28 protein-coding genes and 2 pseudogenes are annotated in these 24,822 nt (G+C 61.6%); 20 read left to right on the top strand and 10 right to left on the bottom strand.

The window, feature by feature from the left end; all coding sequences use genetic code 11:
* Positions 1 to 16 precede the first annotated feature (16 nt).
* Complete coding sequence (locus N5095_RS17720) at positions 17 to 634, top strand: class I SAM-dependent methyltransferase (RefSeq protein WP_267624461.1); 618 nt, start codon at positions 17 to 19, stop codon at positions 632 to 634.
* 7 nt (positions 635 to 641) lie between these two features.
* Here the strand turns inward: N5095_RS17720 and N5095_RS17715 are convergent.
* A pseudogene (locus tag N5095_RS17715) lies at positions 642 to 1,480 on the bottom strand (potassium channel family protein).
* 200 nt (positions 1,481 to 1,680) lie between these two features.
* On the opposite strand from N5095_RS17715, the gene N5095_RS17710 reads away from it, so the two are divergent.
* On the top strand, positions 1,681 to 2,220 hold the full coding sequence (locus N5095_RS17710; protein WP_267624460.1) for a hypothetical protein: 540 nt from the start codon (positions 1,681 to 1,683) through the stop codon (positions 2,218 to 2,220).
* Positions 2,221 to 2,271: 51 nt separating this feature from the next.
* Here N5095_RS17710 and N5095_RS17705 read toward each other — a convergent pair whose 3' ends face one another.
* Complete coding sequence (locus tag N5095_RS17705; RefSeq protein ID WP_390203459.1) at positions 2,272 to 3,099, bottom strand: ZIP family metal transporter; 828 nt, start codon at positions 3,097 to 3,099, stop codon at positions 2,272 to 2,274.
* Positions 3,100 to 3,367: 268 nt separating this feature from the next.
* On the opposite strand from N5095_RS17705, the gene N5095_RS17700 reads away from it, so the two are divergent.
* Positions 3,368 to 3,763, top strand: coding sequence for a DUF5518 domain-containing protein (locus N5095_RS17700; protein ID WP_267624459.1), 396 nt, complete (start codon positions 3,368 to 3,370; stop codon positions 3,761 to 3,763).
* Positions 3,764 to 3,866: 103 nt separating this feature from the next.
* On the opposite strand, the gene N5095_RS17695 is transcribed toward N5095_RS17700, so the two are convergent.
* Positions 3,867 to 4,523, bottom strand: coding sequence for a hypothetical protein (locus N5095_RS17695; protein ID WP_267624458.1), 657 nt, complete (start codon positions 4,521 to 4,523; stop codon positions 3,867 to 3,869).
* A gap of 240 nt (positions 4,524 to 4,763) precedes the next feature.
* On the opposite strand from N5095_RS17695, the gene N5095_RS17690 reads away from it, so the two are divergent.
* The 3 genes from N5095_RS17690 to ppk2 all read left to right on the top strand — a co-directional run bounded on the left by N5095_RS17690 (position 4,764) and on the right by ppk2 (position 7,655).
* Positions 4,764 to 5,699, top strand: coding sequence for a CPBP family intramembrane glutamic endopeptidase (locus N5095_RS17690; RefSeq protein ID WP_267624457.1), 936 nt, complete (start codon positions 4,764 to 4,766; stop codon positions 5,697 to 5,699).
* Between the two features lie 63 nt (positions 5,700 to 5,762).
* The gene (locus tag N5095_RS17685) at positions 5,763 to 6,704 is read left to right on the top strand and encodes a CPBP family intramembrane glutamic endopeptidase (protein WP_267624456.1); all 942 of its coding nucleotides are present in this window, start codon (positions 5,763 to 5,765) and stop codon (positions 6,702 to 6,704) included.
* A gap of 102 nt (positions 6,705 to 6,806) precedes the next feature.
* Complete coding sequence (gene ppk2 / locus N5095_RS17680; RefSeq protein ID WP_267624455.1) at positions 6,807 to 7,655, top strand: polyphosphate kinase 2; 849 nt, start codon at positions 6,807 to 6,809, stop codon at positions 7,653 to 7,655.
* Positions 7,656 to 8,022: 367 nt separating this feature from the next.
* Here the strand turns inward: ppk2 and N5095_RS17675 are convergent, their stop codons facing one another.
* Positions 8,023 to 8,841 carry a DUF6920 family protein gene (locus N5095_RS17675; protein ID WP_267624454.1) on the bottom strand — a complete coding sequence of 273 codons (819 nt, stop codon included), beginning with the start codon at positions 8,839 to 8,841 and terminating at the stop codon, positions 8,023 to 8,025.
* A 214-nt stretch (positions 8,842 to 9,055) separates the two neighbouring features.
* Between N5095_RS17675 and dpsA (N5095_RS17670) the strand changes: the two genes are divergently transcribed.
* Complete coding sequence (dpsA, locus tag N5095_RS17670; protein WP_267624453.1) at positions 9,056 to 9,586, top strand: DNA starvation/stationary phase protection protein DpsA; 531 nt, start codon at positions 9,056 to 9,058, stop codon at positions 9,584 to 9,586.
* 226 nt (positions 9,587 to 9,812) lie between these two features.
* Here dpsA (N5095_RS17670) and N5095_RS17665 read toward each other — a convergent pair whose 3' ends face one another.
* Together N5095_RS17665 and N5095_RS17660 are read right to left on the bottom strand one after the other, a co-directional pair.
* Positions 9,813 to 11,090, bottom strand: a complete 1,278-nt coding sequence (locus tag N5095_RS17665; RefSeq protein WP_267624452.1) for an ABC transporter substrate-binding protein — start codon at positions 11,088 to 11,090, stop codon at positions 9,813 to 9,815.
* 63 nt (positions 11,091 to 11,153) lie between these two features.
* Positions 11,154 to 11,468: pseudogene (locus N5095_RS17660) on the bottom strand (ABC transporter ATP-binding protein); the annotation flags it as partial.
* A gap of 397 nt (positions 11,469 to 11,865) precedes the next feature.
* Between N5095_RS17660 and N5095_RS17655 the strand changes: the two are divergent.
* Both N5095_RS17655 and N5095_RS17650 read left to right on the top strand, forming a co-directional pair.
* Positions 11,866 to 12,441: a Rieske (2Fe-2S) protein gene (locus tag N5095_RS17655; RefSeq protein ID WP_267624451.1), complete on the top strand. Its 576-nt coding sequence runs from the start codon at positions 11,866 to 11,868 to the stop codon at positions 12,439 to 12,441.
* Between the two features lie 331 nt (positions 12,442 to 12,772).
* Entirely contained in the window at positions 12,773 to 13,786 is a 1,014-nt protein-coding gene (locus N5095_RS17650; RefSeq protein WP_267624450.1) for a HEAT repeat domain-containing protein, read from the top strand.
* 184 nt (positions 13,787 to 13,970) lie between these two features.
* Here N5095_RS17650 and N5095_RS17645 read toward each other — a convergent pair whose 3' ends face one another.
* Entirely contained in the window at positions 13,971 to 14,138 is a 168-nt protein-coding gene (locus tag N5095_RS17645; RefSeq protein ID WP_267624449.1) for a hypothetical protein, read from the bottom strand.
* 440 nt (positions 14,139 to 14,578) lie between these two features.
* Here N5095_RS17645 and dpsA (N5095_RS17640) point away from each other — a divergent pair, with 440 nt between their 5' ends.
* The 5 genes from dpsA (N5095_RS17640) to N5095_RS17620 all read left to right on the top strand — a co-directional run bounded on the left by dpsA (N5095_RS17640) (position 14,579) and on the right by N5095_RS17620 (position 18,647).
* Positions 14,579 to 15,154 (top strand): DNA starvation/stationary phase protection protein DpsA, encoded by a 576-nt coding sequence (dpsA, locus tag N5095_RS17640; protein ID WP_267624448.1) that lies wholly within the window; start codon positions 14,579 to 14,581, stop codon positions 15,152 to 15,154.
* A 2-nt stretch (positions 15,155 to 15,156) separates the two neighbouring features.
* Positions 15,157 to 15,723: a DNA starvation/stationary phase protection protein DpsA gene (gene dpsA / locus N5095_RS17635; protein WP_267624447.1), complete on the top strand. Its 567-nt coding sequence runs from the start codon at positions 15,157 to 15,159 to the stop codon at positions 15,721 to 15,723.
* 174 nt (positions 15,724 to 15,897) lie between these two features.
* A complete protein-coding gene (locus tag N5095_RS17630) occupies positions 15,898 to 16,794 on the top strand; it encodes a universal stress protein (RefSeq protein ID WP_267624446.1) in 897 nt (298 codons plus the stop codon).
* 350 nt (positions 16,795 to 17,144) lie between these two features.
* Complete coding sequence (locus N5095_RS22595) at positions 17,145 to 18,083, top strand: DUF7551 domain-containing protein (RefSeq protein ID WP_425499043.1); 939 nt, start codon at positions 17,145 to 17,147, stop codon at positions 18,081 to 18,083.
* A 201-nt stretch (positions 18,084 to 18,284) separates the two neighbouring features.
* Complete coding sequence (locus N5095_RS17620) at positions 18,285 to 18,647, top strand: metal-dependent transcriptional regulator (protein ID WP_267624444.1); 363 nt, start codon at positions 18,285 to 18,287, stop codon at positions 18,645 to 18,647.
* Positions 18,648 to 19,300: 653 nt separating this feature from the next.
* Here the strand turns inward: N5095_RS17620 and N5095_RS17615 are convergent.
* Complete coding sequence (locus tag N5095_RS17615; protein ID WP_267624443.1) at positions 19,301 to 20,152, bottom strand: hypothetical protein; 852 nt, start codon at positions 20,150 to 20,152, stop codon at positions 19,301 to 19,303.
* Between the two features lie 155 nt (positions 20,153 to 20,307).
* On the opposite strand from N5095_RS17615, the gene N5095_RS17610 reads away from it, so the two are divergent.
* Positions 20,308 to 20,559: a hypothetical protein gene (locus N5095_RS17610; RefSeq protein WP_267624442.1), complete on the top strand. Its 252-nt coding sequence runs from the start codon at positions 20,308 to 20,310 to the stop codon at positions 20,557 to 20,559.
* A gap of 81 nt (positions 20,560 to 20,640) precedes the next feature.
* Here the strand turns inward: N5095_RS17610 and N5095_RS17605 are convergent, their stop codons facing one another.
* Positions 20,641 to 21,384 carry a hypothetical protein gene (locus tag N5095_RS17605; RefSeq protein ID WP_267624441.1) on the bottom strand — a complete coding sequence of 248 codons (744 nt, stop codon included), beginning with the start codon at positions 21,382 to 21,384 and terminating at the stop codon, positions 20,641 to 20,643.
* Between the two features lie 594 nt (positions 21,385 to 21,978).
* Between N5095_RS17605 and N5095_RS22635 the strand changes: the two genes are divergently transcribed.
* From N5095_RS22635 to N5095_RS17590, 5 genes are all read left to right on the top strand, one after another.
* Positions 21,979 to 22,368, top strand: coding sequence for a hypothetical protein (locus tag N5095_RS22635; protein WP_464369038.1), 390 nt, complete (start codon positions 21,979 to 21,981; stop codon positions 22,366 to 22,368).
* Between the two features lies 1 nt (position 22,369).
* Positions 22,370 to 22,684 carry a hypothetical protein gene (locus N5095_RS17600; protein ID WP_267624440.1) on the top strand — a complete coding sequence of 105 codons (315 nt, stop codon included), beginning with the start codon at positions 22,370 to 22,372 and terminating at the stop codon, positions 22,682 to 22,684.
* 310 nt (positions 22,685 to 22,994) lie between these two features.
* Positions 22,995 to 23,414 (top strand): GIY-YIG nuclease family protein, encoded by a 420-nt coding sequence (locus N5095_RS22590; RefSeq protein ID WP_390203430.1) that lies wholly within the window; start codon positions 22,995 to 22,997, stop codon positions 23,412 to 23,414.
* Between the two features lie 131 nt (positions 23,415 to 23,545).
* Positions 23,546 to 23,860: a hypothetical protein gene (locus N5095_RS17595; RefSeq protein WP_267624439.1), complete on the top strand. Its 315-nt coding sequence runs from the start codon at positions 23,546 to 23,548 to the stop codon at positions 23,858 to 23,860.
* 129 nt (positions 23,861 to 23,989) lie between these two features.
* Positions 23,990 to 24,274 (top strand): hypothetical protein, encoded by a 285-nt coding sequence (locus N5095_RS17590; protein WP_267624438.1) that lies wholly within the window; start codon positions 23,990 to 23,992, stop codon positions 24,272 to 24,274.
* Between the two features lie 100 nt (positions 24,275 to 24,374).
* Here N5095_RS17590 and N5095_RS17585 read toward each other — a convergent pair whose 3' ends face one another.
* Positions 24,375 to 24,668 carry a hypothetical protein gene (locus N5095_RS17585; protein ID WP_267624437.1) on the bottom strand — a complete coding sequence of 98 codons (294 nt, stop codon included), beginning with the start codon at positions 24,666 to 24,668 and terminating at the stop codon, positions 24,375 to 24,377.
* Positions 24,669 to 24,822: the final 154 nt, after the last annotated feature.

The raw sequence follows: 24,822 nt of genomic DNA, 5'->3' as shown, positions 1-24,822 counted from the left end.
GGACCCACCGTGACACATGGACCGACGCGCAGTCAAGGCGGCCTGGGAGCGGGTCGCGGAGACGTACGCCGAACGCCGGGACCCGACGGGGTCAGACGCCGCGCTCCTCGACGACCTCCTCGCCGAACTCCCGTCCGACCCGGTCGTCCTCGACGTTGGCTGTGGGGACGGCGCCCGGACGCTCGCCAACCTCCCGCCCGGCAGCGTCGGGCTCGACCTCTCCCGCCGGGGGTTGTCGCTGGCCCGCGAACGGGTGCCCGAGGCGCGACTCCTCCAGGGGGAGATGACGACGATGCCGCTCGCGGCCGACGCGGTCGACGCCGTCACGGCCTACCACGCCGTCTTCCACGTCCCCCGCGCGGACCACCCGGCGGTGTACGCGGAGTTCGCCCGCGTGCTCCGACCCGACGGTCGGCTCCTGATGACGCTCCCGAGCGGGCGCTTCGAGACGGTCCGCCGCGGCTGGATGGGCGGCGAGATGTTCTTCTCCGCGCCGGGTCGGGAGACGACGTTGGACCAACTTCGGGCCGCGGGGTTCACCGACCTCCGGACGGCCACGGCCGACGACCCGCTCGGGAGCAGTACGGAGTTCGTCTTCGCGACGCTCCCGGCCGACCCGGAGTGCGCCACGTGACGGCGGCTCACTGCCGCGAGTCGAACTCCTGGTAGATGACGTGTCCGCAGGCCTTGCAGTGGGAGGCGTCCCGGTCGTGGTGTGAGAGCCGCAGTCCGGGCAGGTCACGTCGACCTTTCCGGCGTGTGCCCACTCGCGGACGATTTTGCTCGCCTGCCACGGGACGACGATGATGCCCGCGAGGATGGTCGCCACCGTCACCCAGCGCCCGGCGGCCGTCACCGGCGTGATGTCGCCGAAGCCGACCGTCGACAGCGCCACCACGGTGTAGTAGAAGGCGTCGCCGAACGTGTCGACGCCGGGGTTCGCGGCGTGCTCGGCGCTGTAGAACAGCCCCGCGGAGACGAAAAAGAGCACCAGCACGGTCAACAGGAGCTTTGAGGCCCGGAGTGCGTTGTCCGAGACGGTGCCGAAGAAGAACTCCGCGTCGCGCGTGAACCGGTAGAACCGGAGGACGCGAACGACCCGGACCGCACGCAGGAAACCGACGTTGTACGCGACGGCCGACGACGGCAGGGCGAACACCACCACCGTGGGGAGAATCGCGAGCAGGTCGACCAGCGTGTACCCGTTGAACAGCTCGTCGAGCCGGCTCTCGGCCCCGTACAGCCTGAGCACGTACTCGACGAGGAACACCGCCGCGATGGCCACCTCCGCGTCCCAGAGGAGCGTCTCGGTCCGGGCGGAGAGCGGGTACGTCTCGGCGACGAAGACGACGACGAACACGAGGTTGAGGACGAGGAGTGCGACGTCGATGGTCTTCCCCAGCGCCGTCCGGTGGTCGAGGAGGTAGAAGCGGACGAGTTCCCGGGGATTGCGGTCACGACGCGACGACCCGACCGACATATGGACGACACTCCGTGAGGGAGGTACGTAGAGGCTCCGGGTCGGGTCGGCCCCGACCGTCGCCATCGACCCCCCGTTCTCAAAGGCCGGAAATCGAGGACTCCTCTCTTGCCCCGTGACGCCGTTTTTGCCGATGGTGACGAATCATCGTGCCCACATCCCCAACTCACGTTCTCGACGATGACCGGACCGAACCCCCGGTGCTGCCGCTGGACCGACGGGCGGTCCTCACGGTCGTGGGCGCCGCTTGGCTCGGTTCGTTTGCCGGCTGTCTCGACGGCCCCTCGTCCGGGGGTCCACCGTACGAGACCCGTGAAGTCGACGACGGGTCCCTCTTCGGTCCGGGCCTGCAGGACGAGAACGAGCGGGCGTACTACGCTGCCCTCGTCGCGGACGCCGAGGCGACCTCGCACTTCGACTGGGAGCAGGCCGGCGATGCTGACCGGGCGTTCGTCGAGGAGACGGACTTCGCGGAGTCGTATTTGGGGCTGGTCCAGGTCGGACAGCTCACCTCCTCGATGCGGTTCGAGGTCGTCGACTGCAAGGAGAGCGACGTCAACCTCACCGTGGTCCTCGCCGTCCGCGACGACGAACCGCACTCCGACGACCGGGTCATCACCACCCTCCTGTTCCGGATGACGAGCGACCGACGGCGCGTCCCGGAGAACGTCGCCGTCGAACTCGACGTCGGCGACCACCACGAGACGTTCTCCGGCGGGCGGGCCGGAACGGACAGCTGACCGTCGTCCACGTCGACCGCCGTCGTCCGCCTCCGCATAGCATCCTCCAGCTCACCCGAGCGAGATGTCCAGATACAGCATCACGATGGCGCCGAGAATCGTCCCGAGCGTGGCGATTCGCTCGTGGCCCTTCGTGTGGGTCTCGGGGACGATTTCGTCGCTGATGACGAAGAGCATCGCGCCGGCGGCGAAGCCCATCGCGTAGGGCAACAGCACCGAGACTGTCTGGACGGCGTAGGCACCGAGGACGGCGAGCGGAATCTCGACGACCCCCGAGCGGACACCGGCGAACACGGCGTAGAAGCGCTTGTCCAGGCCGGCGTTGATAGCGGCGACCGACACCGCGAGCCCCTCCGGGATGTTCTGGATGCCGATGGCGAGCATCAGCGGAATCGCCGCTCCCACGTCGCCGCTGCCGAAGCCGACGCCGACGGCCAACCCCTCCGGCATGTTGTGGAGCGTGATGGCGAGGACGAACAGCACGACCCCGGCCAGCCGTTCGTCGCTCACCGGGAGGTCGTCGCTCGGGTTGGCGGCGTCCGAACGACGGCGCCCCGAGACGAGGTAGTGGGCGTGAGGAACGAGCACGTCCGCCCGGTCCAGAAAGAGCGCGCCGAGGGCGATGCCGACGAGCACGGGAATCGGATTTCCGTTCGAGTACGTCTCGATGCCGGGGATGATGAGGCTCGTGAAACTCGCCGCGAGCATCACCCCGGCGGCGAAGCCGAGCGCGCCGTCCATCGCCCGCTCGGAGGGGTCGCGCCAGACGAACACCAGCGACGCCCCGAGGAGGTTCAAGAGGGCGATGACGAGGCCGCCGACGAACCCGTGGACGACGGGGTCCGTCCCGAACAGTTGGGTGAACTGGTCCGCTACCACCGTCCCCACCTCGATACGCTCGTCGACATCTGTCTCCACGTGGGTCTCACGCTCGGGGGTGTTCAACGTTGAGTCTCGCTCCGGGCGGTCGCCGACCGGCGTCGGCTCCGGCTCGGTGGCGTCGGTCCCTGGACGGCCGCCCACCAACCCGACTCTCCGACTCGAGCCGACGGGTCGACGACGTTCGAGGCGTCACACTCGACGAACTCCTTTCTCACCCGCCGAGAATTGAAGCGACGTTTTCGACCCGACAGACGAATCCATTACCATGGAGAACAAATCCACTCTCGTCAACGCCGTCGTCGGCGCCGTGGTAACGACCGTCCTCTCGTTCACCGGGTTCTCGCCCATCGTCGGCGGGGCCGTCGCGGGGTACCTCCAGCGAGAGCCCCCGAAGCAGGGTGCGAAGGTCGGAGCACTCTCCGGGCTCCTCGCCGCCGTCCCGTTCCTGCTGGTCCTGTTGCTCGGCGGGTTCCTGTTCTTCGGCGGCTTTGCAGGCCGCGGGTTCGGCGTCCCCGGCGGGCTGGAACTCGTCATCGTCCTGTTCGTCCTGCTGCCGGCGCTGTTCCTCTGGAACGTCGCTCTCGGGGCCGCCGGCGGCTACCTCGGTGCGTCCCTCCGCGGGGAACGCACCGAAACGAACGAGCGGGCAGTCACCCGGTAAGACCGACCGGGCTCGTTTTTTGGACCTCGCCGACCGTCGCCGTCTCACCTTAGGGTACACACGCGACGGGCCGGCGGTGCGTCTCACACCTGACGACGGACGCTCATCCGACGACCTGGCTGATCATCACGGCTTCCCGGTAGTTGGCCGCCGCCAAGAGCAGGAGGCCGCCCAGGAGGACGAGCCACTCGTTCCGGGAGAGTCGCCAGTCACGCGGTGAACGGACTCTCTCGAACTCCTCGCGCCACCGGGGTCCCGACCGCTGGTGCCAGAGGTAGAGTTCGCGGGTCGCCACCGCGACGGCGACGTACGCGGTCAGTTCGAAGAGGCCACTCCGACCGAGGAGGACCGACAGCGAGGGCGCCAGCCGCCCGGCCTCGATGGCCAGGGAGTTCGTCCCCCAGACGACCGCTCCCTGGAGCCAAATCACGGTGACGACGACGTACCCCATCGGGGTCCGGACCGACCGGAACGTGTTCGCCGCGGCGACGATCAGACACGTCACGAGGTTGATGGCGATAATCGCCAGAAACTCCCGCCAGACAGACCCCGCGTATTCGGGCAATAGCGTCGCCGTGTTCGTCGATCGCAACAGCCCCTCCGGGAGGAAGTAGTAGCTCGCGTACCACGTCGCGACGAACAGCGCCATCAGTACGGTCCACAGCGAGACGAACCGGACAGCGACGTTCTCGTGGTTGACGTAGTCGCTCACGGTCTCCACGACGGGGAATCGCCGGGACGACGCGGCGGTCTCGGTCATCGGTCCGCCTCCCCGGCTCGGTGTCGGTTCATACCCGTCGGTTCGACGTCCGCGAGGATAATCGACTGCGCCCGTTCCAACCCGGCGAGAAAGAGTCTGGCTTAGGCGGAGGAGGCGGCGTCGGTTCGGGTGGTCAGTTCGCCCGTGTGTGTCCCGTCCTGTCACGATTTCCACCGGATGGGAACGAGAGCTGTCGGTATCGCCCGTCCAGTCGTCTGTACGGACGAGGAGGACAGTACGATGACATCGCCATCCATCAGTTCGAACCGAGATGCCGAGCGAGGCGGGGTCCCCGGTTCGACCCCGACTGTGCCCCGTCTCGACCACCGAACCGGCCAGGAGGCCTCCTGGTGGCTCGTCGCGGCCGTCCTGCTCGCCGTGACCGTGCTCTACACCGCCATCTGGTACGCCGTCTCCGTTCGGTGGGGTCCGCTGTTCGCGCTGGGCGCCGCACTCGCGGCCGCCACGGGCGGCCTCGTCCAACTCACGCTCGTCCTGAACCTGGCGTTGCTGCTCGTCATCGTCGTCGGTCTCGTCGGCTGGCTCGGCGGACTCCGATTCGCCGACCTGAGCCTCACCCGCGAGGACCTCCGGGTCGGCGTCGTCGTCACGGTCGGGGCGTGGCTCACCATGCAGGCCGTCGGCGTCGTCTCCCTGCTGATTCAGGGCGGGCCGGTCGTGGTGAACGGGTACTGGGCGGCGGCGAACGCTCTCGCGGTCGTCGGCCTGCTGGTCGCGCAACTGTTCGGCAACGCGCTGTACGAGGAGGTCGTCTTCCGTGCCTTCCTCCTCGACCAGGTTCGGCACAAACTCGCTCGATACGTCCCGACGCTGACGCCACGGCAACTGCTCGTCGTCGCAGTCCTCGTCTCCCAATCGGCGTTCGTGTTGGTTCACGTCCCGAGCCGACTCGTCGAGTACCAACCGGCCGCGGTTCCGGGCAGCCTCGTGATGGTGTTCGTCATGGGCGTCCTGCTCGCGACCCTCTACGTCCGAACGGGCAACCTGTTCGTCGCGGTCGGCCTCCACGCGTTCGTCAACACGCCGACGATGGTGTTCGGCTCGCCGACCATCGGCATCCTCACCGCCATCGCCCTCGTCGTCCTGCTGGCGACCGTCTGGCCGTGGGCCGAGCGACGGGTCGGCGACCGCGCCCGAGCGACGACGGCCGCCTGAACCTACTCGTCGACCGAATCGACCCAGTCGACCCGAACCCCACCGCAACCCCCAATCACGACCATGACCCTATCCGTCCGACCGTGGATTTCCCGGCACCGCCTCGCGAGCTTCCTCCTCGTCACGTACGCGTTCACGTGGACGATACAGGCCGCGCTCGCACTCTCGAACCTGCAAGCCTCCTGGACGCTGTCGATTCTGGTTGGTCTCGGCGCTTTCGGCCCGCCGGTCGGCGCCGCCGTCGTCGTGTGGGCGGGCGGCGGCGACCTCCGCGCGTGGGTGTCCCAGGCCTTCCGGTGGCGCATCGGACTCCGGTGGTGGGCGCTCGCGCTCCTGCTCCCCCCGGCCGTCCTCGTCGTCGGGAGCGGTCTGTACGCGCTGGCGGGCGGCCCCGTCGACGTGGGTTCGTTGCCCTTCGTCGGGGTCTACCTCTTCGTGCTGGTGTGGGGCACCGTCTGGGGTGGCGGACAGGAGGAACTCGGCTGGCGCGGGTTCATGCTTCCGGTGCTCCAGGAGCGACACAGCGCGCTCGCCTCCAGCCTCGCGGTCGGGGTGGCGTGGGCCGGCTGGCACCTCCCGCTGTTCCTCAACGCGAACACCACCCACGGCGGGTGGCCCCTCTCCCAGCAGGTCGTCTGGTTCGTGACCATCCTCGCCGGGTCGGTCCTCTGGACGTGGATGTACAACGGCACCGGCGGGAGCGTCCTCGCGGTGGCCGTCTTCCACGCCGGCATCAACGCGATGGGGGTCTTTCACCCCGCGGACCAGGCGGCGCTCGCACCCGGCGGCGTTCCGGACCCCTGGCTGACCTTCCTCGCGGAGGTCACGTCCGGCGCGGTCCTCCTGGCGTTCGCCCTCGGCGTCGTGCTCGTGTACGGGTCGACCCACCTCTCGAAGCGGGCGCGTCGCGGTCCCGAGGTGCTCGAGGGAGACGCGGACTGGGCTGCGACGAGCCGGTCACACTCACACGACGGTCGTGGCCGGGGCGCCGACGAGTCCCGCTGACGGCCGCCCAGTCACCGACTCCACGGGGTCGCGTCCGAGCACGCCGGCACCACCCACGTTATCTATTACCGCACGATGCGTGGTCGGGTCGGAGACCACCCGATGACACCCGACCACCCCGACGGCTGGTACGACGAGGACGGCGTACTGAAGAAGAAACACTACAAGCGGGAGCTGAACCGCCTGCAGGAGGAACTCGTGAAGCTCCAGCACTGGGTGCAGGAGGAGGGCCTGCAGGTCTGTGTCGTGTTCGAGGGGCGCGACGCGGCCGGGAAAGGGGGCGTCATCAAGCGCATCACCCGCCGGCTGAACCCGCGGGTCGTCCGCATCGTCGCGCTCGGGAAACCGACCGAGCGCGAGCAGGGACAGTGGTACTTCCAGCGGTACGTCGAACAGCTCCCGACCGCCGGCGAGATGACGCTGTTCGACCGGAGCTGGTACAACCGGGCGGGCGTCGAGCGGGTGATGGGGTTCTGTACCGACGAGGAGTACGAGGAGTTCCTGCGCTCCTGTCCGGAGTTCGAGCGGATGCTCGTCCGTTCGGGAACGGTCCTCGTCAAGTACTGGTTCTCCATCAGCGACGAGGTGCAGGAACGGCGCTTTCGCAAGCGCAACGAGGACCCCAAGCGGCGCTGGAAGCTCAGCCCGATGGACGTCGAGGCCCGCGACCGGTGGGCCGAGTACTCCCGCGCGAAAGACGAGATGTTCGAACACACCGACGTCGACGAGGCCCCGTGGCACGTCGTCCACGCGGACGTGAAGCGCCACGCCCGGCTGAACTGCATCAGCCACCTGCTCGACCAGTTCGAGTACGAGGACTACGTGCCGGAGCCGATGGACCTGCCGGAGCGGACGACCGAGTCCACGTACGACCGGCCGCCCATCGACGACCAGCGGTGGGTGCCGGCACGGTACGGGTCGAACCCGGAGGACGTCGCCGACGGGGCGTGACCTGGCCCTCCACGTCGACGATTCCGACTACCCGCCGCGTTCTCACCGCGCGGTCGAAGCGGTCGCTCCCGCAGTAGGCGAGACGTGGGCCCGGTCGCGTCCCACGGAGTTCACGCAGAGCGACGGCCACGTACAGCGCGCCGACGAGGTGCGTTCCGGGTGTACCCACGGTTTCACTCGCAGCGACTGCCGTCGATGTACGCGGGTGCCCCGCCGTGCTCGACCCCGTACAGGCGGGACTGCGGCTTCGCCGGCGTGAACACGCCCGTGGCGGCGGGTGAGCCGGTACGACAACCGCACCTCGGCGTCGTCCGAACCCCCTGTCGACTGCCCGCGACGGTGCGGTCGGGTCACGCGAACCGGTGGCCTACCCGAACGCAGCCTCCCGCAGTTCCGCCCGGAAGAACGGCTCGAACTCGCCAGCCTCCGTTTCCCACCCGACTTCCACCTCCCAGGGAACCGTCACCCCGTCCACGGTCCGCTCGGACTCCACGACGGCGCCGAAGGGTCGTCGCTCCCCGGTCCCCCCGTCGAGTCGCATCGTCTTCACCGACCGAAGTGCCCCGTCGCCGCCGACCGTGAGCGTCAGCGGTTCGTCGACTCCGGGCAGGGAGACCCGCGCTCTGTCGTCGTCCACCGTCTCCCACTCGGCACCCATCGCCGGTAGGAGGCTCGTCGGCAGCCACACCGACTCGGCGAGGAAGCGCCCGGCCGAGGACCGGTCGACGGCAGGTCCCCCGGCGCGAACGACGGGGAGGAGGCCGTCGAGGAAGAACCGCTGACCCCCCTCGCCGTCGACGTAGAAGTCCACGCCCGAGAACCAGAGGCCGGGACCGAGGCGGACCGTCGGCTCCCAGAGGAACCCACGGCGCGCCGCCAGCGTCTCCTCGGCCTCGAAGGGACACCAGCGGTCGCCGAACCGGAACTCCCCCGCCATCGTCAGTTCGACACGGCGGGCGAGCGGTCGACCGGGGTCGATGGCGTGCTCCAGATAGCGCCGTGCCGGCGCGGGCAACGCCGAAACTGACCCCGGGTCGAACGACTCGTCTCCCGCACGTTCGGCCCGGAGCGACCGTCGACACTTCCGCACGCCCCGACGCGACCGGAACCGTACCGCACCCAACACACCGCCGATTCCGACGAGCGCGACGCCGACGTGACGTGCTCCGAGACGGGTTCGAAACATCCGCCCTATCGTTCACGCTACTAGCAATTAACCGTCGCCGGGGCTACACCGAACCCTCGTTGACGCCGGACGCCGTGACGCGGACCCCGTTCGTGTTAGCGCCGCAATTGCATCTCCCAGTAGTGTTCGTCACGACAGCATTATCTTTGGGTCGCCAAAAAATGGTTGGGGTTCTGAAAAGTTTTAAGCTCGTCCAGTCCCATCTACGACTGTAATGAGTACAGAGAAGAACGTCAGCCAGAAGGCCGGCACCGTCGAGGCGAACCCCGTCCGACTGGAACAGGAGAAAGCCGAACAGATCATCGAGGCACTGAACAGCGACGTCGCCGACGCGTACACGCTGTTCCACCAGCTCCACAAGCACCACTGGAACGTCGAGGGTGCGGAACACCTCGGTATCCACACCTTCCTCCAGGAGGCGTACGAGGACGTCGAGGAGGCCGCCGACGAGATGGCCGAACGGCTCCAGGCCCTCGGCGGTGTCCCGCACGCCAACATGCGAACGCTCTCCGAACACGCGACCGTCGAACCCGAAGACGAGGACGTGTACGACATCCGGACGTCCTTCGAGAACGACATCGAGATGTACGGCGACATCATCGAAAACTACCGCAGCCACATCGAACTCGCGGAGGGGCTCGGCGACCACACGACCGCCCACATGCTCCGCGAACAGCTCGAAGAACTCGAAGAGCACGTCCACGTCATCGACCACTACCTCCAGGACGACACCCTCGTCCAGTAGTCGGTCCTACTCTCTGTCTGTGTCCGATTTCTCCTCTCCGTTCCGGTCTTCGTTCCCTCCGAACAGTCGTACGTATCCCTGCGCCCAGAGGCGCCTCCGCCTGCGTCGTTTTCCGGTCATTACCTGGTTCGACCTACTGCTCGCTTCTCGAACGGCTCTTATTCGGTGCCGCTAGTCGAACAGTCGCTCGTCGGCGGGACGTCGCTGACAACGACGACTCCGCACGTCAGAGATTCCCGTCGATGATGTCGGTCACTCTCCCGTGGTCGAACAGCTGTTCGTCCTCGGAGAAGTCGGGATAGCTCTCCCCTTCCTCGAATCCCGGCCACTCACCGAACTGTTCGGGGTAGAGCTGTTTCGCCGTCATCTCCAGCTGGAGCAGGTTCGTCAGCGGCCCCTGGAACGAGGTGCCGGACGCGTACAGCCGGTCGTTCTGTATCGCGGTCAGCTCCTGTCCGAGCGGGTCGTTGCGTAGCGTCTCGGGAATCGTCTCCCAGTCGTACCAGGGTGTCACTGCGAAGATGTGGAGGATGACGTCGGGGTCGGCCTCGAGCATCCCCTCGAAACTGTAGGCGGCGTCGTAGTTCTCCGCGTAGGTGCGGTCGCTGTCGGCGAACACGTCCCGCGCTCCCATCGGTCGAGTGTGTGCCTTCCCGAAGCCGGGACCGTTGATTCTGTACGGATAGAACTTCCCGTCGTAGAACGAGACGAGTCCGACTGTCGGCCGCTCGCTCTTCGGCGGGAGGTTCGTTCGGATGTGTCCGTAGACGTTCTCGTACTCGGCTTTCAGCGCCTCAAAGCGCTCGCGCTCTTGGAACACCTGCGAGACCTTCTCGGAGATCTCCCAGAGCGTGTAGTACCGGTACCCGTCGCGACAGCCTTCGGGAGGCTTGGCGTGCTGGCGGCTGTACCGGTTGGCGAAGAAGGGCCCGACCTGCTCGCTGATCTCCTCGGTATCCTCCATTCCCCACCCGTCGAACGTCGACAGCCAACACGGGTCCTGCAGATGGAGATCGCTGTCCAACTCGTAGAGGACTTCCTTGTCGAACGAGCCGTCGGTGAACAGCTGTTTGACCCCGTCCGTGTCGACCTCCGCCCCGAACGTACCGAGGAAGTAGTTGAGCGAGGTGCCGTAGTCGTCGGCGAACCCAAGCGAGTTCAGCGAGTCCCAGTGTCCCAGCGCCACGAGCATGTCCGCGTACTGTGGGCTGTAGGCCATCACGTTCGTCGGCACCGCGTCGAACGTGACCTCCCCGACCGGCGACATCGTCACCGAATAGCCGGTGTCCTCCGCCGCCGTCTCGGTCCCTGACGTGGTCGTCGACTCGGTCGTCTGTGAACTCTCCGTCCCCGTAGACGTCGACGTGGTCGTCTCGGTTCCGGTCGTTTCGGTTGCCGCGTCGGAGTCAGCTCCACAACCGGCGAGCAATCCTCCCGTAGCGACTGCGGTGCCGTACTTCACGTATTCCCGTCTGGTCGGCGACGGTTCGTCCTCTTTCGCCATACGTTTAGGCCAGCCTAAAACACTATAGTTCTCCCGATTTTTGGCGAGCCTAAAACGTCAGCGCTAAAACTCGCCTCCCCGCTCGGCCGTCTGTTCGACCCACGAGCTGGAGAGGTCGTCGATCTCCCCGGCCTGAATCCCCCACAGGTCGGCGTACAACCCACTCACCGCCAGTAGCTCCTCGTGATTGCCACGTTCGGCGATTCGGCCGTTTTCGAGAACCAGTATCGTATCCGCATCTTTGATCGTCGAGAGACGATGCGCGATGGCAATCGTCGTTCGGTCGGCTGTCAGTCGGTCGAGCGACCGCTGAATCAGATACTCCGTCTCCGTGTCGACGCTCGCGGTCGCCTCATCGAGCAAGATGATCGCCGGGTCGTGTCGGCACTGGTGCTCGCATCGGTCTCCGTCCCCGTCTGGGTCGTCGCCGACGTGGTCGACTGCGATTCACCGGTGTCGGTCGTCTGCGAACTCCCGGCGTCACCCTGTGACGTACAGCCGACGAGGGCCGCTCCGAGTAGGATACCTGTACCTGCGCGGACGAAGCGTCTCCGTGTCGGGTCCGTGTCCGATTGCCGAGTCATATGGTTTAGGTCTCCCTAAAAACTCCATAGTCGTTCTGGATTTTCGGTTTGCCTAAAATGTGGTAGAAAAGAAGGTTTACAGGAGCAACAGGCACTATCGTGAACTGCTCAGGGAGAGGTAGTTGCAGACTCGACGCTTCGCCGAGTCGATTCAGAAGTGTCTTATATTCACCTCAGGCTTGTTGACCCCGATGGAAGACTCGACTCGGGTGTCCGTCGAGACGGACGAGGAGTTCGAATCGGGCCGGTTCCACGAGGACTCGGGCGAGGTGAGCGTCGGCGATACGACGTTCCGGTTCAGCGTCGACGCTCCCAGCGACGACGCCGCTGCCGACGAGGAAGGCCCGAATCCGAACGACAACAGAACGGAGGGCCCCGGCGACGATGCCGATATGAGTGAGTCCGCCGACCCGCGTCGAATCGGCCCGCTGTCGGCGATTCCCTCGAAGAGCACCATCCGGTGTGAGGCGGTGAAGGGGCGGCGAGGGGTGGAAGTCATCCTGCAGCGAAACGGTGACGACGTTCTGGCGTGGCGAAACTCCTGCCCACACGAACCGCAGGTTCGACTCGACCCGGGTGGTGGTGCGCTCGTGTACGGCGACAAAATCGTCTGCCGCGAACACGGGGCTCGATTCGAGTGCGACGACGGGTTCTGCACGTCCGGACCGTGTCGAGGACAGGAACTCGACCCGATTGGTGTCGAAGTACGGGACACCGGTGTGTACCTCTCCGACGACCGGTTCGAGGCGGGCAATCTCTTGGAGTGAGGACTCGGCCCGGGATTCGGCGGTAGACCGGTCTGTCCAATACTGTGGCGTTCAGGAGTTGCTCTCGACGATGTCCGTGACACGGTGGCGCTCGAAGGACTGCTCTCTCTCGGGAGTTCGGTACAGCCGGCCGTTGACGTGGTTGAGTCCCTCCGAACTGACCGATGCATGGCTACTTCGTGGTCACCATCGCCTGACTCGACTGTGAGGTGAGGGTGAACACGCCCCACCAGTTCGTCCTGTTCTGCCTCGTCTCGAATCGAAGGGACTCCCATCACCAGTTGATTGAAACTGCTGGTAGCAGAAGGGAGTCACACGCGGACACGCACCGATGACTAACCCCGACCAGCCGCCATCACCGGACCGCCTGACCGAACGCCTCGAGGAGGGAGCCCGCGCAGAGGCGGTGACGTTGCTGGACCGTCTGGACGCGGCCGACGTCGACGTTCGGGCGTGCACGCTGCGAGCGGTCCGGAGCCTGGTCGAAGACCGGCCGGGGGTTGCCGACGGACTCGCCGTCCCCCTCTCCGAATTCCTGACCGACGACGACCGGGCAGTCAGATTGACGACCGCCAAACTGTTCGTCACGCTGGCGCGGTCGGAGGCGGGCGTCGTCTTACCGGTCGTCGACTCGCTCGCCGACCGGCTGGCCGACGACGAGGAGTTCTACTACGTCCGAGCACGGTGTGCCGAGGCGCTCGGCTACGTCGCACTCGAACACCCCAAAGCGGTCAGCGACCCGGAGATACTGGCGGACTTCCGAATCGGCCTCTCGTTCGACAAACCCGAGGTCAAAGAGAAACTCGCGAAAGGGTTGGAGTTCGTCGCCCTGGCCGACCCGAAGCGGCTGCGTCATCAGGTTTCGCGTCTCGCCGAGCATCTCGACGACGAGAACGAACTGGTCCGCTATCACCTCACGACGGCGCTCGTCGCCGTCGGTTGTGCGTTCCCCGAGCGAGGTGACGACGCTTCGGATGCGCTCGTCGAGCGACTGAGTGACGAGGACGCTCACGTTCGCGGCCGGGCCGCCGAAGCGCTCGGCGTGTTCGCTCGGGGGGATGTAGACGCGACTCTGTTGCCCGAAGCGATACTACGGGAACTCGTCGACGACGAGGAGGCGTTCGTCAGGGACCGAGCCAGATTCGCGCTCGATTCGAGTCGACGTGACGCTCCTCCGGATACGATCCCGAACACGATTGGGTCGATCGACGGTGTACGCGATACGACCGCCGAGGCGGTCGAGGCGATCACCGCTCCCGACGGGGATGGGAACTGCCCCCACTGTGGGGCCGTGTTGCCCGAGAACGGTCCACCGGTGTGCCCGCGCTGTGGTGTACCACGGTGACCTACTCGACGAGTCCCCGGCGGGCAGCCTTCGAGTCCGGGGTCTTCGTCGAAACCTCTCCGAGCGGACGGTCAGTCACGATGTCAGTGTGGGCGGCGACTCGGCGGGCCGGCCGACGGCCGCGTCCACCATTCGATACGGATCGTGAATGCAGTCCGTGGAACGTCTCGTACTCGGCGGAGAACTACTGCGTTACGTCGAGAACCGTGTCGCTGGAGAGCCACCCGTCGTTGTTGCCCGATTCGATGAAGACGACTTTCCCGGGACAGGTCTCACAGGCGGTAACCTCCGGAGTCTGTGACGCCGTCGATTCGGTGTTCGCTTTGGAGTTCGACTGTGTCCCAGTAGCCATTGCCCTGATTTAGGCAAACCTAAAACAAAAGTGTTCGGTTTGCGACGGTCGGAGTGGCCTACAGTCTCGACCGAAGGTCGAATCCGACGTTCCCCGCCTCGGACGGTAGCGCATAGCGACGGTCGCGGTTGAAGGCCCTTTCCGGCCCCCTCTACGACGGTTCTGAACCGTCGGCCGTCGTCCGGAGGGCCGCTCGGACGAACTGGACACCTGCTCCACCCCGGGAATGTTCCCGGGCAGAAGATTCTGGAGCGGTATTCAAGCTACTGGACCGCCTCTATGGTTCGGGATGCGTACGAAAGCCGAACCACGACGTGAAGTCGGGCCCGGTATCCGAGGCTGCGTCCGTACCGACACGGCGACGGCCGGACGGGTCGTCGAAGCGCAGAACGCGTGCGAAGCGCTCGTTTTCGGGCGTAGGTGCCGGTGAGGTGGGAGGAATGGACCCGAAATACGGACGATTGGTACGCGAGCCCGACTCCGGCGAGCGTCTCCAAGAGTGGGGGACCGTCGAAGAGAACCGCCTCCGAATCGGCCACGACGTCGCCGAATCGTTGGTCGACGCGCTCTCGGTCGACTTCGCCGGGTCGTTCAACCTGTTCTACCTCCTCCGGAAACACTACTGGACCGTCGACGGCGCCGAACACGAGGACGTCGCCGGCTTCCTCGAAGAAGCCTACAAGCGCGTCCGTGACTTCAACGACGACCTCGGCGAACGCATCGTCGAACTCGGCGGCATCCCGCCGAACACACCGGCGACGATTCAGGAGCGTGCCGAGGTCCACCTCGAAGCCGAGGACCTCTACGACACGCGCGTCTCGCTGGAAGGTGACCTCGAAGGGTACGCGACACTCGTCGCGAGCGTCCGCGACCACGTCGACCTCGCCGAGGAGTTGGGCGACTCGGGCACGGGTGAGCGTCTCCGTGAGCGCCTCGAGGGCCTCGAAGACGATGCCCGAGACCTCGCGAAGCTCTTGGCAGACGACGCGTTGGTCGAGTCCGGGGCGGTGAACTGAACGTGTCGAGTACACCGCACCTCCGAAGACCCGACGACGTTCACGTCCGCCAGGAGTGGGACACGGTCACCGACACCGCCCTCAGACTCGACCGGAGGGCGGCCGAACGGCTGGTCGCCGCCCTCAACCGCGACGTTTCGGGCCTGTACATCCTGTTCAACCAGGTGCGCAAACACAAGTGGACCGTCGAGGGCGCCGAGTCCGAACCGCTCGAGTCGCTTCTCGAAGACGCCGCCGACCGACTCACGGCTGTCACCGACGACGTCGCGATTCGAGTCCACGCGCTCGGTGGGGTCCCGGTCTGCGGGCCGATGGGAGTCCGGAGACACGCGCCGATGGACATCGAGGCCCCCCACCGCTACGACGTCCGGTCGTCGCTCGAACGCGACCTCGACGGATACGCGACGCTCGTGGTGCAAATGCGTGAACACATCGAACTCGCGAGCGAACTGGAAGACGAGGCGACGAGCGAACTCCTTCGTCGCCACCTCAAGACGCTCGAAATCGACGCTCACACGCTCTCGAAGTACCTCGCAGACGACACGCTCGCTCGTCCCTCCTCCGAGTAGCGTTCGGGACTGATACAGTAGTGGTCGGCGGATGTGGCCCGAGGCCTCGGGTGTGTCCCACCAGCCGGCCTCCATCGACGAGGCAGAACTCGCACCGATTCGTCCGCAGCCTGTTTCATCACATCACGGCGGCAAATCATGAAGGGAGCGTGAGTCGAACACTACTGCAGCGAGATGTACACTCGTATCCTCATTCCGATCGACGGGAGCGACGAGGCGAAGCAGGCGGCGAGACAGGGTCTCGCACTCGCACGGTTGTTCGACGCATCGGTCGACGTTCTCCACGTCGTCGAACGGAAGGCGCTCCGCCTCACACAGACCGCCAACGAGAAACGACGACTTCGAGAACGTGGCCAGTCCGCTCTCGAAGAGATTCAGCAACTCGCCTCGGAGTTCGGCCACCCTGTCCGAACGGAACTCCGAGAAGGGTCCCCGGCATCCCAGATCAGCGAGTTCGCCGCCGAGCAGCGTGCAGAGCTCGTCGTCATGGGGCGGCAGGGTCTGTCTGGGGCCAGAAGACGCCTACTCGGTGGCGTCACCGAACAGGTACTCCACCGGAGCGACGTTCCCGTATTCGTCGTCCCGAATGGGGCTCAGGGAGTCGAACCCTCGACCGACTACACTCGTCTCCTGATTCCCACCGATGGGAGCGAAAACGCGGAAGTCGCGACTCGACACGGGACAGCGATTGCCCAGCAGTGTGGCTCCCTCGTACACGTTTTGAACGTCGTCGACCTCCAAGCGGCGGGAGGGGTGTTCAGCGCAGGCGGCCTCGAAAGGGAGTTCGTGGACCGACTGGAGGCGATAGGCGAAGAGGCGGCCGGACGAGTCGAGACCGAAATCCGCGAGACGGCACCGGACGTAGACGTAGAGACTGCAGTCACCCGAACAACCTCGTTCGACGGCGTCGCTCCCGGCATCCGTGAGTACGTCACGGAGAACGAGATCGACCTGGTCGTGATGGGCTCCCACGGGAGGTCGAACCTCGGGCGTCAGTTGATCGGCAGCGTCGCCACGACGGTCCTCCGGACGGTCGATGTCCCCGTGTTGGTCGTGAAGCGACCGTCGTAGCCCCCTCGAGGGACGGTTTCGGAAGTACTTGTCCAATTCTGACACTTTCACGGGAGTGACGTGGACTCCCCCGTACGAACAGTACCGATTCCCCTCGGGGTTCCGCAGCCGACACGATTCCCGTGTAAGAGTGCGAACGGTCTCGGTCTCCCGGATCGGTGTTGTCTCCGACTGGCTGCACCCGCCAATCGTGCCGAGGGGTAACGACTAAGTTAGTTTAGGCAGACCTAAAAATATGCCACCGAGTCGGCTTCACGTCCGACGGTCAGAAGCACTCCCCCACCGTATTTCGAGGGGAACGACCCGCACGGCCGCCATCGTTCTCGACGACAGGAGATCCTCCGAATAGAATGATGGTTGGCACAACCCTCGTGGAAATCAGGGCCCACATCGAGACGCTTGCCGACGAGAACGGCGGGTACCTCGTCCGCTGTGGCCGAACGGGAGACCGGCCGGTTCCCGTGTCGGAACTGAAATTCGACGACCGAACGACCGCTCAGAGCGCCGCTCGCGCAGCCGAACAGTATCGAGCGACGCTTCGTCGGTACGACCCGCAGGTTCCCCGATACGACCTGATCGTCTGTCAAGACACGGAGATTCCGAACGCGACACCTGAATCGAGAGCGTGCCCGTGTCAGCTTCCGAGTTCCGAGGAACAAATCCGGACGCTCTCCGAGCCAATCATCAACGGACGGACACCGAAGGCAGAGCGCCGTCGACTCGTCGAGTTCTGCCACAACTCGGCGGCGGCCGTCTTCGAGACCCTCTCGGATTGTGGATACGATTCCGTCGAATCTGCGGTCATGGACGCGTACTTCGAACACGCCGAGACGGTATCCGACCCGGATGACCTCTGTCTGTGCCTACTGGAGAGCATGGCGATGGAACTCGACGAGCGGTTGCCCCCCGCCGAACAGGCCGAAGTTCTCGCTAACGCCGCTGACCGCCTGTCGCCGGCCGAAGCGACCCACCAACCGGTGTCGACAACGCTGTCGATACTCGAGGACCGTGGCCTGCTTGGAGGGTATACGCTATCGCCGTGGTCGGTCGAACTCGACGAAGGAATCCGGTCGACCGTCGTCCGACTCTCGGAGTACGCGTTGTCGCCACGAAACGGTCGTCTTCCCGTGTTGCCGATCGTGCTCGAGTTGCATCAGCAGCAGCCCGACTGGCACCCCTCGTCGGTTCGGGTCGCCGCCATCGACGAGGGGTGGCGACTCGACCTTGTCTTGGCACGAGAGACCGACCCGGACGGACTCGCCAGTGCTCCGATCGAGTCTGCACTGTAGCACACCAGCACCAACAGCAACAGAAACGTTTCCGCACCGAACTGGAAACCACCGACGAATTCGGGGACATCATCGCAAACAGACTATGCACCGCACGGGGTACAGCCGTCTTCTGAATCGACGGCCGCTCTACGACGACTCTCTCACCGACGCTTCGTGTAGAACACGGTCGGCGATGACCAGCCAGGGGAGGCAGCGACGATGAGTGGCCGTGCGCAGTACCTTCTCGCGCTGTACATCGTCGAACACGGCGAGTCGAAACCGGTCTCACCCGGCGCCGTCGGCGAACGGGTCGGACGGTCGCCAGCAGCGGTAATCGAAGCGTTTCGGCAGTTCCAGGAGCAGGGCCTACTCACGTACGAACCGTACAAGGGCGCTACGTTGACCGAATCCGGGCGACAGCGAGCCAAGGAACTGCACGACTCGTACGTGACGCTCTCGTGGTTTTTCCGTGCGGTCTTGAACCTCGACGACTACGAGACCGAGGCGATGGAGATGGCGGGCAGCGTGAGTCCGGCCGTCGTGGAGAGACTCGCGTTCACGCTTCCCCTCGACGAAGAGTGACCCGAGAATCAACTCTCGACAGCGCCGAGCGACCAGTCTACGGCTGCGATGAGTCTCACTCAGAGAATCTGTTGAGGAATAGTTCACGTCTCTCGTGGGTCGGGACGGGTACAGTAACCACGGTTGCCCCCGTGTAATATCAGCCGGCATCGAATCCTGGAGCATTGCCGTTCGTTGCCGACCCTCGTTCAGCCGCTGAACGAAATCCTTCGCCCGACACAGTGGTCTTTTATAAGTAAGGCTACGCCGTCGTGCGAATCCGAATCGTTCAGAAACGGAACGGACCCGACGGGGCTTCGCGCCTACTGAAACATGGTTCTGCGGTGAGGCCCTTTCAGGGCCCAAATACACTTCCTACCATACTGATTACAAAACAGACATCGTCGTGTATACTCTGTATATCGGGGTAACCCCGATTTTAAAGAAATAGTATCAAGACAAGGAGCCAAGGTCACGGCGAAAATTTAATCCGATTTAATTCAACTCTCCTGCAAATACACGTATTCTCTACTTCATACTGCACTTTCTACGGGGGAGAGGTGGTCATGGCCGTCCAGGAAGCTAATAGGCAACTCAGAACAGATGAAAACTAAGCGGTTCTTATCGCCGCGGTGACACAGGTTCTAAACTCGGGTTTCTCCAGACGAATTCAATCAAAGAGTTGGTTGGACGAAGAGGGCGATATCCTCCACTTCGTGCCTTAATCCCCTGCAGACTACGCTACCAATATATTCAGTTTCTGCCGCTAATTGCTCACCTCCCAGTAGAAAAGTCAGATGTTGGCACCAATTAGCTAATGACCGTTCATCTAAGGTCTCTGAGCAAGCTTCGTAAATCGGGTCGGGCCAACCAACAGTGAGAATAATTTTTTCATCCTCTGGGTCATATGCGGAATCGTCGACGAGGTAGAACTGGTATATGTCATTTTCATATATGAGTTCTCCTTCATACATATCCATGTACGCTTGACCAGTTTTGGTTCGGAGTGCTTCGAACAAATAGTGGAGCAAGCAAGCAATTAGAATCGGAGATGACTCATCAAAGAATCCATGAACGCCGAATAAGAGTGGATGATAGGGCGTGTTTGAGAGGAGGCGCTCGACGATTGGCCTGGCAAGATTTCTAGGAATATCGCGTTGTCCTACTTTTGCGATGAGGTGATGGAATACGTCTGAATCAATGTCAGAGAGTGCAAATTCGTCAAGAACCCTCGAAATAAACTCACACTGCCGTTCGAGCGTGAGTTTCTCTACAGCCTCGAACTCAACGCTTTCTGGGTCAGGTGCAGTATCTCGGGGAGTATCGTCGCTCTCTTTGAAGTGAAGAAGATTGAGGTCTAAGAGCGTATAGAAGATATCCCAATTCACGATGTCGCCGTCAGTTGCCCCAGAGGCTAACACCATTTCGCATCCTAAGTCTTGAATTTGATATGTGTGGTAGTTGCCATGCGAACGCCGCTTGAAATAGTACGAATCCTTGTTCTTGTGCTTGTGGAACCCTGGCACGCAGATACCCTCTCACCAAAGATGAATCTCTTTTCGACATAACGATTGTGTTGAGTAGTTAGCTGTCCTCTGTTCCGACTACCCGAGAAAACCCACTACATCTAGAATATGTCTCACGAACTTTCATATCACTGGATTTCATCACTCTGAGTGAGATGTCTGACACATCTGGGAATGGGATTCGCAGAGTAGATGATACAACTGATGAGAGTGGAAATCAGTCTGTGGAGGTTGAATTCGGTCCTCATCACCGGGTTCGTATTGAGGAAACCGGTGATGACGTGAGATTTCATCTCGTCTCAACCCACCACGGTTTTGAAGCGTCAGCCTCGGGGGACCCACCGACAGAACTAGAAGAGCTAATCGAGACTGTTCGAGAGTCCCACCCAGAACTTGCTTCTGATTGACGTTCTTGAGGTTAATAGAAGCAGGCCTTCGAATCATCCAGACTGACTTTTGCTAACAGTTGAATCGCGACACAGGGGAGTTTACTCGTGGACTGATGGAGGCCACGATTGACCAACTGAGCGTATTTCTCTCTGGTTCTTTTGCTGGAACTGGGCGTATCGAAGGTCTGCCTTCTGGGAGTCTCGCTCAAAGAACTCAACAGCGACCAACTCTTCCTTGATATTCTTCGAGAGACGGGTCATCGTTCTCTTATCCAGGTTTACCTCCTCTGCGAGCCATTTGAACGTCTCCGTCTCCGAGATTCGCTCAGCATCCGGTTTCTTTAGATGAGAGAACCGGTTGTAGTTCACTACAACCCGAATAGTCGTCAAGGCGACCTTCTCGATACGCTTCTGCTGACCAAATTTGTCGAGGTTCAGCAGTAGCATCGCTCGAACCGCTTCGTCGCGCTGGAACGAGGACAGCTCAAGAACAGAACAGTACGCCTGCGTGATGCGCTTCTTATCCAGTCGCGCCAATCGTGCGCCGAGAGTACCGTCCGAGTTATGGCGGCCTTCGTTCAGGAGAGATAGACGGTCTGCCGGAGTTCTGAGATACGAAAACCGTGTGTGCCACCGCCTTTCTGATGCGTTTCCAATAGAGGTGGCACCCACCGGCTCGTATCCTACCGCATACGACTCCACGCTAACATCCCATGCCGGTGGGAGGCCTCCATCTCCTTCTCCTTCGTGCTGAGGACCACTACGAAAATCCAGTCGTTCGCCAGTTGCTATCGCCAGAGTGTCCTCGTCAATCGCAGCAACCTCCCATAACGATTGACTCATCTGAGTGATTTCTATCCGGTATTCTCTTTAATGTAGCGTCGACTGAACATCTTCTTCTACCTAAGTAATATTACTATGGAGCATATTCGTTTAAGTAGGTACTTGCGACAATACTCATATTGAGGGGTTCCCCCGACTGAGATGGCTCGGAGAGCCAGCGAGGGTACTCTATGCCTTACCGGCCTCTCAGGGAGGCCGTGGATTCCACCGTCTTCCTGCCGTAATGGCAGGGTGACCCACCGGCCTTAATTAAGGCCGATTGGTTGACCACGTCTCTGCCGATAAGGCAGAAGGGCTTGTCCCATTCTTGGTTATTTCACCGCCCGCGCATGAAGGACTACTCCAAGGGCTTGACCACCTTTGGCGTATCATTCACGCTGGCGTTGTAGTCTTCTTGGCGCTCATCTGGTACACCGGAGTTACATTGGCCAGGTTAGCCCATAGCAGACCGAAACGACGCCGAGCGTAGCGGCTACTAATCTCGTCGGCAACCCCCCCTCGGCTTCGCAGAGTGAACTCTGCCCGGTCCTACAACACGACTGAACGTAATCTGGCTTGACCATCTGAGTGGCCAGCCAGACCGACCATCCTACTATGAAATTCAACACAGTTAGCGGCTGCTCTGGCCGTACCCAAACGACGTACCACGCTGAAAAACAATACGCGGACCGCTTCGAGAGCGACATACCTCTCATCTCGGCGTGGAAGCGAGGAGTGCGGGTCGAAGCACCAGACAAACACTACGACGAGGCACGTCTCTACCCTCCGGCAGACCTGCTCATGACCGCGAAGGGTGGAGACATCACGACGGTCATGTTCGCCAGTCAGACTCGAATCCTTGCACCCGGAAAGGTCCGATGTGACGGTTGCGACTATCTCCACGAACCGATTCGGACTGCGGAAACTTGCCCGTGGTGTGGGTCAACCGCTGACGTTGGTCGAAGTGCCGGTGCCATCAAACTCACCGTCAAGGGAGGCAACTGATATGGCCGTTCGAGAAGGCCTGACAGACCTTCGAAACCTTTCCGGGTCTGCAGACAACGTTCTCGTCAAAGCCCGGGTCACCTACGAGCAAGACCTCCACACTCATCGACCCTACCAGAAGGGACTCCTCTGGGACCAGTCGATGAACTATGGAGACGTTCGACCGTTCGTCGTCTACGACCCCGAGATTCGACTTGAGAGAGGGAAAGTGTACATCCTCAACGGGAAAGACCACTACTACGAAAAGCGAGCGGAAGTACAACTTCTGCTCGGAAAGGGAGCCTACGTCAACGAGCTCTACGACACCGAGTCGTGAGCCTCTGTTCCCTATTTTTATCGGTCAAGTTCAGTCGGGCCCTTTCTCTCGTTTCTGCGCTCTGTGTTTAGTTTGGGATATGGCAATGATTTTCGCGTGTTTAGATTATGTTCGAGATGACTACTGAGGATTTGATGGATGAGTTTGAGTCCAATGCTTTCGTTCTCTCGGTTCTAGCGAGAGTTCGCCTGTAAGCGACAGTAGGCGAAGGAACATTGAGATTGAATGGAAAATCACTTGAAGTATATGAGTCTTCAATTCTCATTATTCGTATGATATTTGACCTCTTTCACCGTATTGCTTTCATCCGATGAGATACGTGCCTGCCCATTCATTTGTCTACGCTATCGGATATCGGATACAGGCAGTCAACCAGACTGATTCGCTCTCCTACAACATCAAAATCGGTCACTCACAAAACCCAGAACAGCGTCGGAGTCAACTGCAAACTGGAAACCCAAATCGGCTTTCTCTGTTCGCTTCACAATGTACTGCGCTACCCGAGGCCGCAGAAACTGAACTGAAGTCATATTATAGAGAATTAGGCTATAGGAGACGCGGTGAATGGTTTTGCCTTCCCAAGTCGGATTTCGACTCTCTCATGCAAGAGGTGGACGATGCAGTAATCCGCGTTGCCAATAGAGAGGGCATCGGCCACCAAATCCAGACCCGCATAGACTCAGACCGGGAGTTCGGTCGTTATTGGTCCGAGGAATCACCCTCTGAGTGAAATCCAGTCTACTTGCTTTATGTTCTAACGTCTTGAAATGGAGTCTGACAAATCTCTACAACATTACTTCCCAGATAGATGCCGTCATATTATCAGGAATACTTATCATTAAGTAGAAATTTCATTCTGATATGGCAGACGGCAATGAGGATGGACCTTCAATAATAGATTCTACCGCGTGCAGCAGTTGTGGAAAGGAAATAACTCTTATCCACATCCGAGGCAAATACATGACAATTAAGAGCACCGCTATACCGGCGGCCCTCGGCAGCATTGGCTACTCTTTAGGAGGGTCAGCCGGGGTAGCCTTTTGGGGGACTGCATATACGGCTAGTTGGCCCTTAGCTACTGTAGGGGTACTTGCAGGTAGTAGCGCGGTCTACGTCGCTGGTAAGACAAAAGATTCGCTCCAATGCCCTGCGTGTGAATCCGACTTAGAAATATAACGTAGCAGTTCAAATTGCTCTGTTCTGGAGGAATTCGCGATTTGACTGGTTCCAACAGAGTTAATAAGTAGTCAGAATTCCCTCTGTCTACGACAGATTTATCAACTTACGTGTCACTCAACAATATTGATGATTGGGCAAGTAAAATCCCTGATAGCGGACCGACGAAAAGCTGTGATAGTACTCTTATCCCTCGTATCTCTCTATCTCTCCGCTGCTAGCTTCGCAAGAATCTACGACCTTCGACTTGTGGGGCTCGACCTTCTGGAGGCAGTAAGACTTCTGAAGGAGTCGTATCTCATTCTACTTCTCAATATCGCAGTTGTTGGTATTGTCGTCCTATTCCTCAGCATCGCAGTTTGGCGTCTCTCCTCAAAAGTCAAAAATCTGGAGAATAACCAGATTCAGTCCTAAAACCGGTCGTCAGAGATTGGAATCTACCTCTTCTCTGTTAATTGTTTCAGTCCACTCCGTCAGTCACCGGCAACCGAAAGTACTAGTTAGTTTTAGAGAACTAATCTCCAATCTGCATACCCTCTTCCTCCATTCGATACTGAAATAGTTCTTTTTGAAACCGATTAAAACAATGTCCACAGACGTGTCTCCCACTCTTGAGGTCATTACTCCAGTCTTCATAGGAATCATAGCCCATATAGTCTATCTTTTGAATAGATAGGTCACTCTCCGGACGCTGGGTAATATGTCTACAGCGGGGATAGAGATGATATGCAATCGTATCGTCTTCGCTAATGAACCATACTGGGAGTTCGGTGGTTTCAAACTCAATATGATATTCTCTTTCGGTCATTGCTCTGGTGGATGTACTATGGTATTGCATCATATCACTTTCCCAGCGAAGTACCTTTGTCGTTATACGTATTCACCTCCCCTTCCCTACTACGCCATGTTGAAACAGCTCCTCAATTCTCTACGATAGGTTTATGATGACAAGTTAGCACAAT

It is taken from the genome of Halobium salinum, from assembly GCF_026586625.1.
In the GTDB taxonomy this organism is placed as follows: domain Archaea; phylum Halobacteriota; class Halobacteria; order Halobacteriales; family Haloferacaceae; genus Halobium; species Halobium salinum.
The sequence above is the reverse complement of the archived record's forward strand: the minus strand, read 5'-3'. Positions and strand labels throughout refer to the sequence as shown.

Coding starts and splice junctions, on each gene's coding strand:
- N5095_RS17720 (WP_267624461.1), top strand. CDS start 17: ATGGACCGACGCGCAGTCAAGGCGGCCTGGGAGCGGGTCGCGGAGACG.
- N5095_RS17700 (WP_267624459.1), top strand. CDS start 3,368: ATGGAGAACAAATCCACTCTCGTCAACGCCGTCGTCGGCGCCGTGGTA.
- N5095_RS17695 (WP_267624458.1), bottom strand. CDS start 4,523: ATGACCGAGACCGCCGCGTCGTCCCGGCGATTCCCCGTCGTGGAGACC.
- N5095_RS17690 (WP_267624457.1), top strand. CDS start 4,764: ATGACATCGCCATCCATCAGTTCGAACCGAGATGCCGAGCGAGGCGGG.
- N5095_RS17685 (WP_267624456.1), top strand. CDS start 5,763: ATGACCCTATCCGTCCGACCGTGGATTTCCCGGCACCGCCTCGCGAGC.
- ppk2 (WP_267624455.1), top strand. CDS start 6,807: ATGACACCCGACCACCCCGACGGCTGGTACGACGAGGACGGCGTACTG.
- N5095_RS17675 (WP_267624454.1), bottom strand. CDS start 8,841: ATGTTTCGAACCCGTCTCGGAGCACGTCACGTCGGCGTCGCGCTCGTC.
- dpsA (WP_267624453.1), top strand. CDS start 9,056: ATGAGTACAGAGAAGAACGTCAGCCAGAAGGCCGGCACCGTCGAGGCG.
- N5095_RS17665 (WP_267624452.1), bottom strand. CDS start 11,090: ATGGCGAAAGAGGACGAACCGTCGCCGACCAGACGGGAATACGTGAAG.
- N5095_RS17655 (WP_267624451.1), top strand. CDS start 11,866: ATGGAAGACTCGACTCGGGTGTCCGTCGAGACGGACGAGGAGTTCGAA.
- N5095_RS17650 (WP_267624450.1), top strand. CDS start 12,773: ATGACTAACCCCGACCAGCCGCCATCACCGGACCGCCTGACCGAACGC.
- N5095_RS17645 (WP_267624449.1), bottom strand. CDS start 14,138: ATGGCTACTGGGACACAGTCGAACTCCAAAGCGAACACCGAATCGACG.
- dpsA (WP_267624448.1), top strand. CDS start 14,579: ATGGACCCGAAATACGGACGATTGGTACGCGAGCCCGACTCCGGCGAG.
- N5095_RS17630 (WP_267624446.1), top strand. CDS start 15,898: ATGTACACTCGTATCCTCATTCCGATCGACGGGAGCGACGAGGCGAAG.
- N5095_RS22595 (WP_425499043.1), top strand. CDS start 17,145: ATGATGGTTGGCACAACCCTCGTGGAAATCAGGGCCCACATCGAGACG.
- N5095_RS17620 (WP_267624444.1), top strand. CDS start 18,285: ATGAGTGGCCGTGCGCAGTACCTTCTCGCGCTGTACATCGTCGAACAC.
- N5095_RS17610 (WP_267624442.1), top strand. CDS start 20,308: ATGTCTGACACATCTGGGAATGGGATTCGCAGAGTAGATGATACAACT.
- N5095_RS17605 (WP_267624441.1), bottom strand. CDS start 21,384: ATGAGTCAATCGTTATGGGAGGTTGCTGCGATTGACGAGGACACTCTG.
- N5095_RS22635 (WP_464369038.1), top strand. CDS start 21,979: ATGAAATTCAACACAGTTAGCGGCTGCTCTGGCCGTACCCAAACGACG.
- N5095_RS17600 (WP_267624440.1), top strand. CDS start 22,370: ATGGCCGTTCGAGAAGGCCTGACAGACCTTCGAAACCTTTCCGGGTCT.
- N5095_RS22590 (WP_390203430.1), top strand. CDS start 22,995: ATGAGATACGTGCCTGCCCATTCATTTGTCTACGCTATCGGATATCGG.
- N5095_RS17595 (WP_267624439.1), top strand. CDS start 23,546: ATGGCAGACGGCAATGAGGATGGACCTTCAATAATAGATTCTACCGCG.
- N5095_RS17590 (WP_267624438.1), top strand. CDS start 23,990: ATGATTGGGCAAGTAAAATCCCTGATAGCGGACCGACGAAAAGCTGTG.
- N5095_RS17585 (WP_267624437.1), bottom strand. CDS start 24,668: ATGACCGAAAGAGAATATCATATTGAGTTTGAAACCACCGAACTCCCA.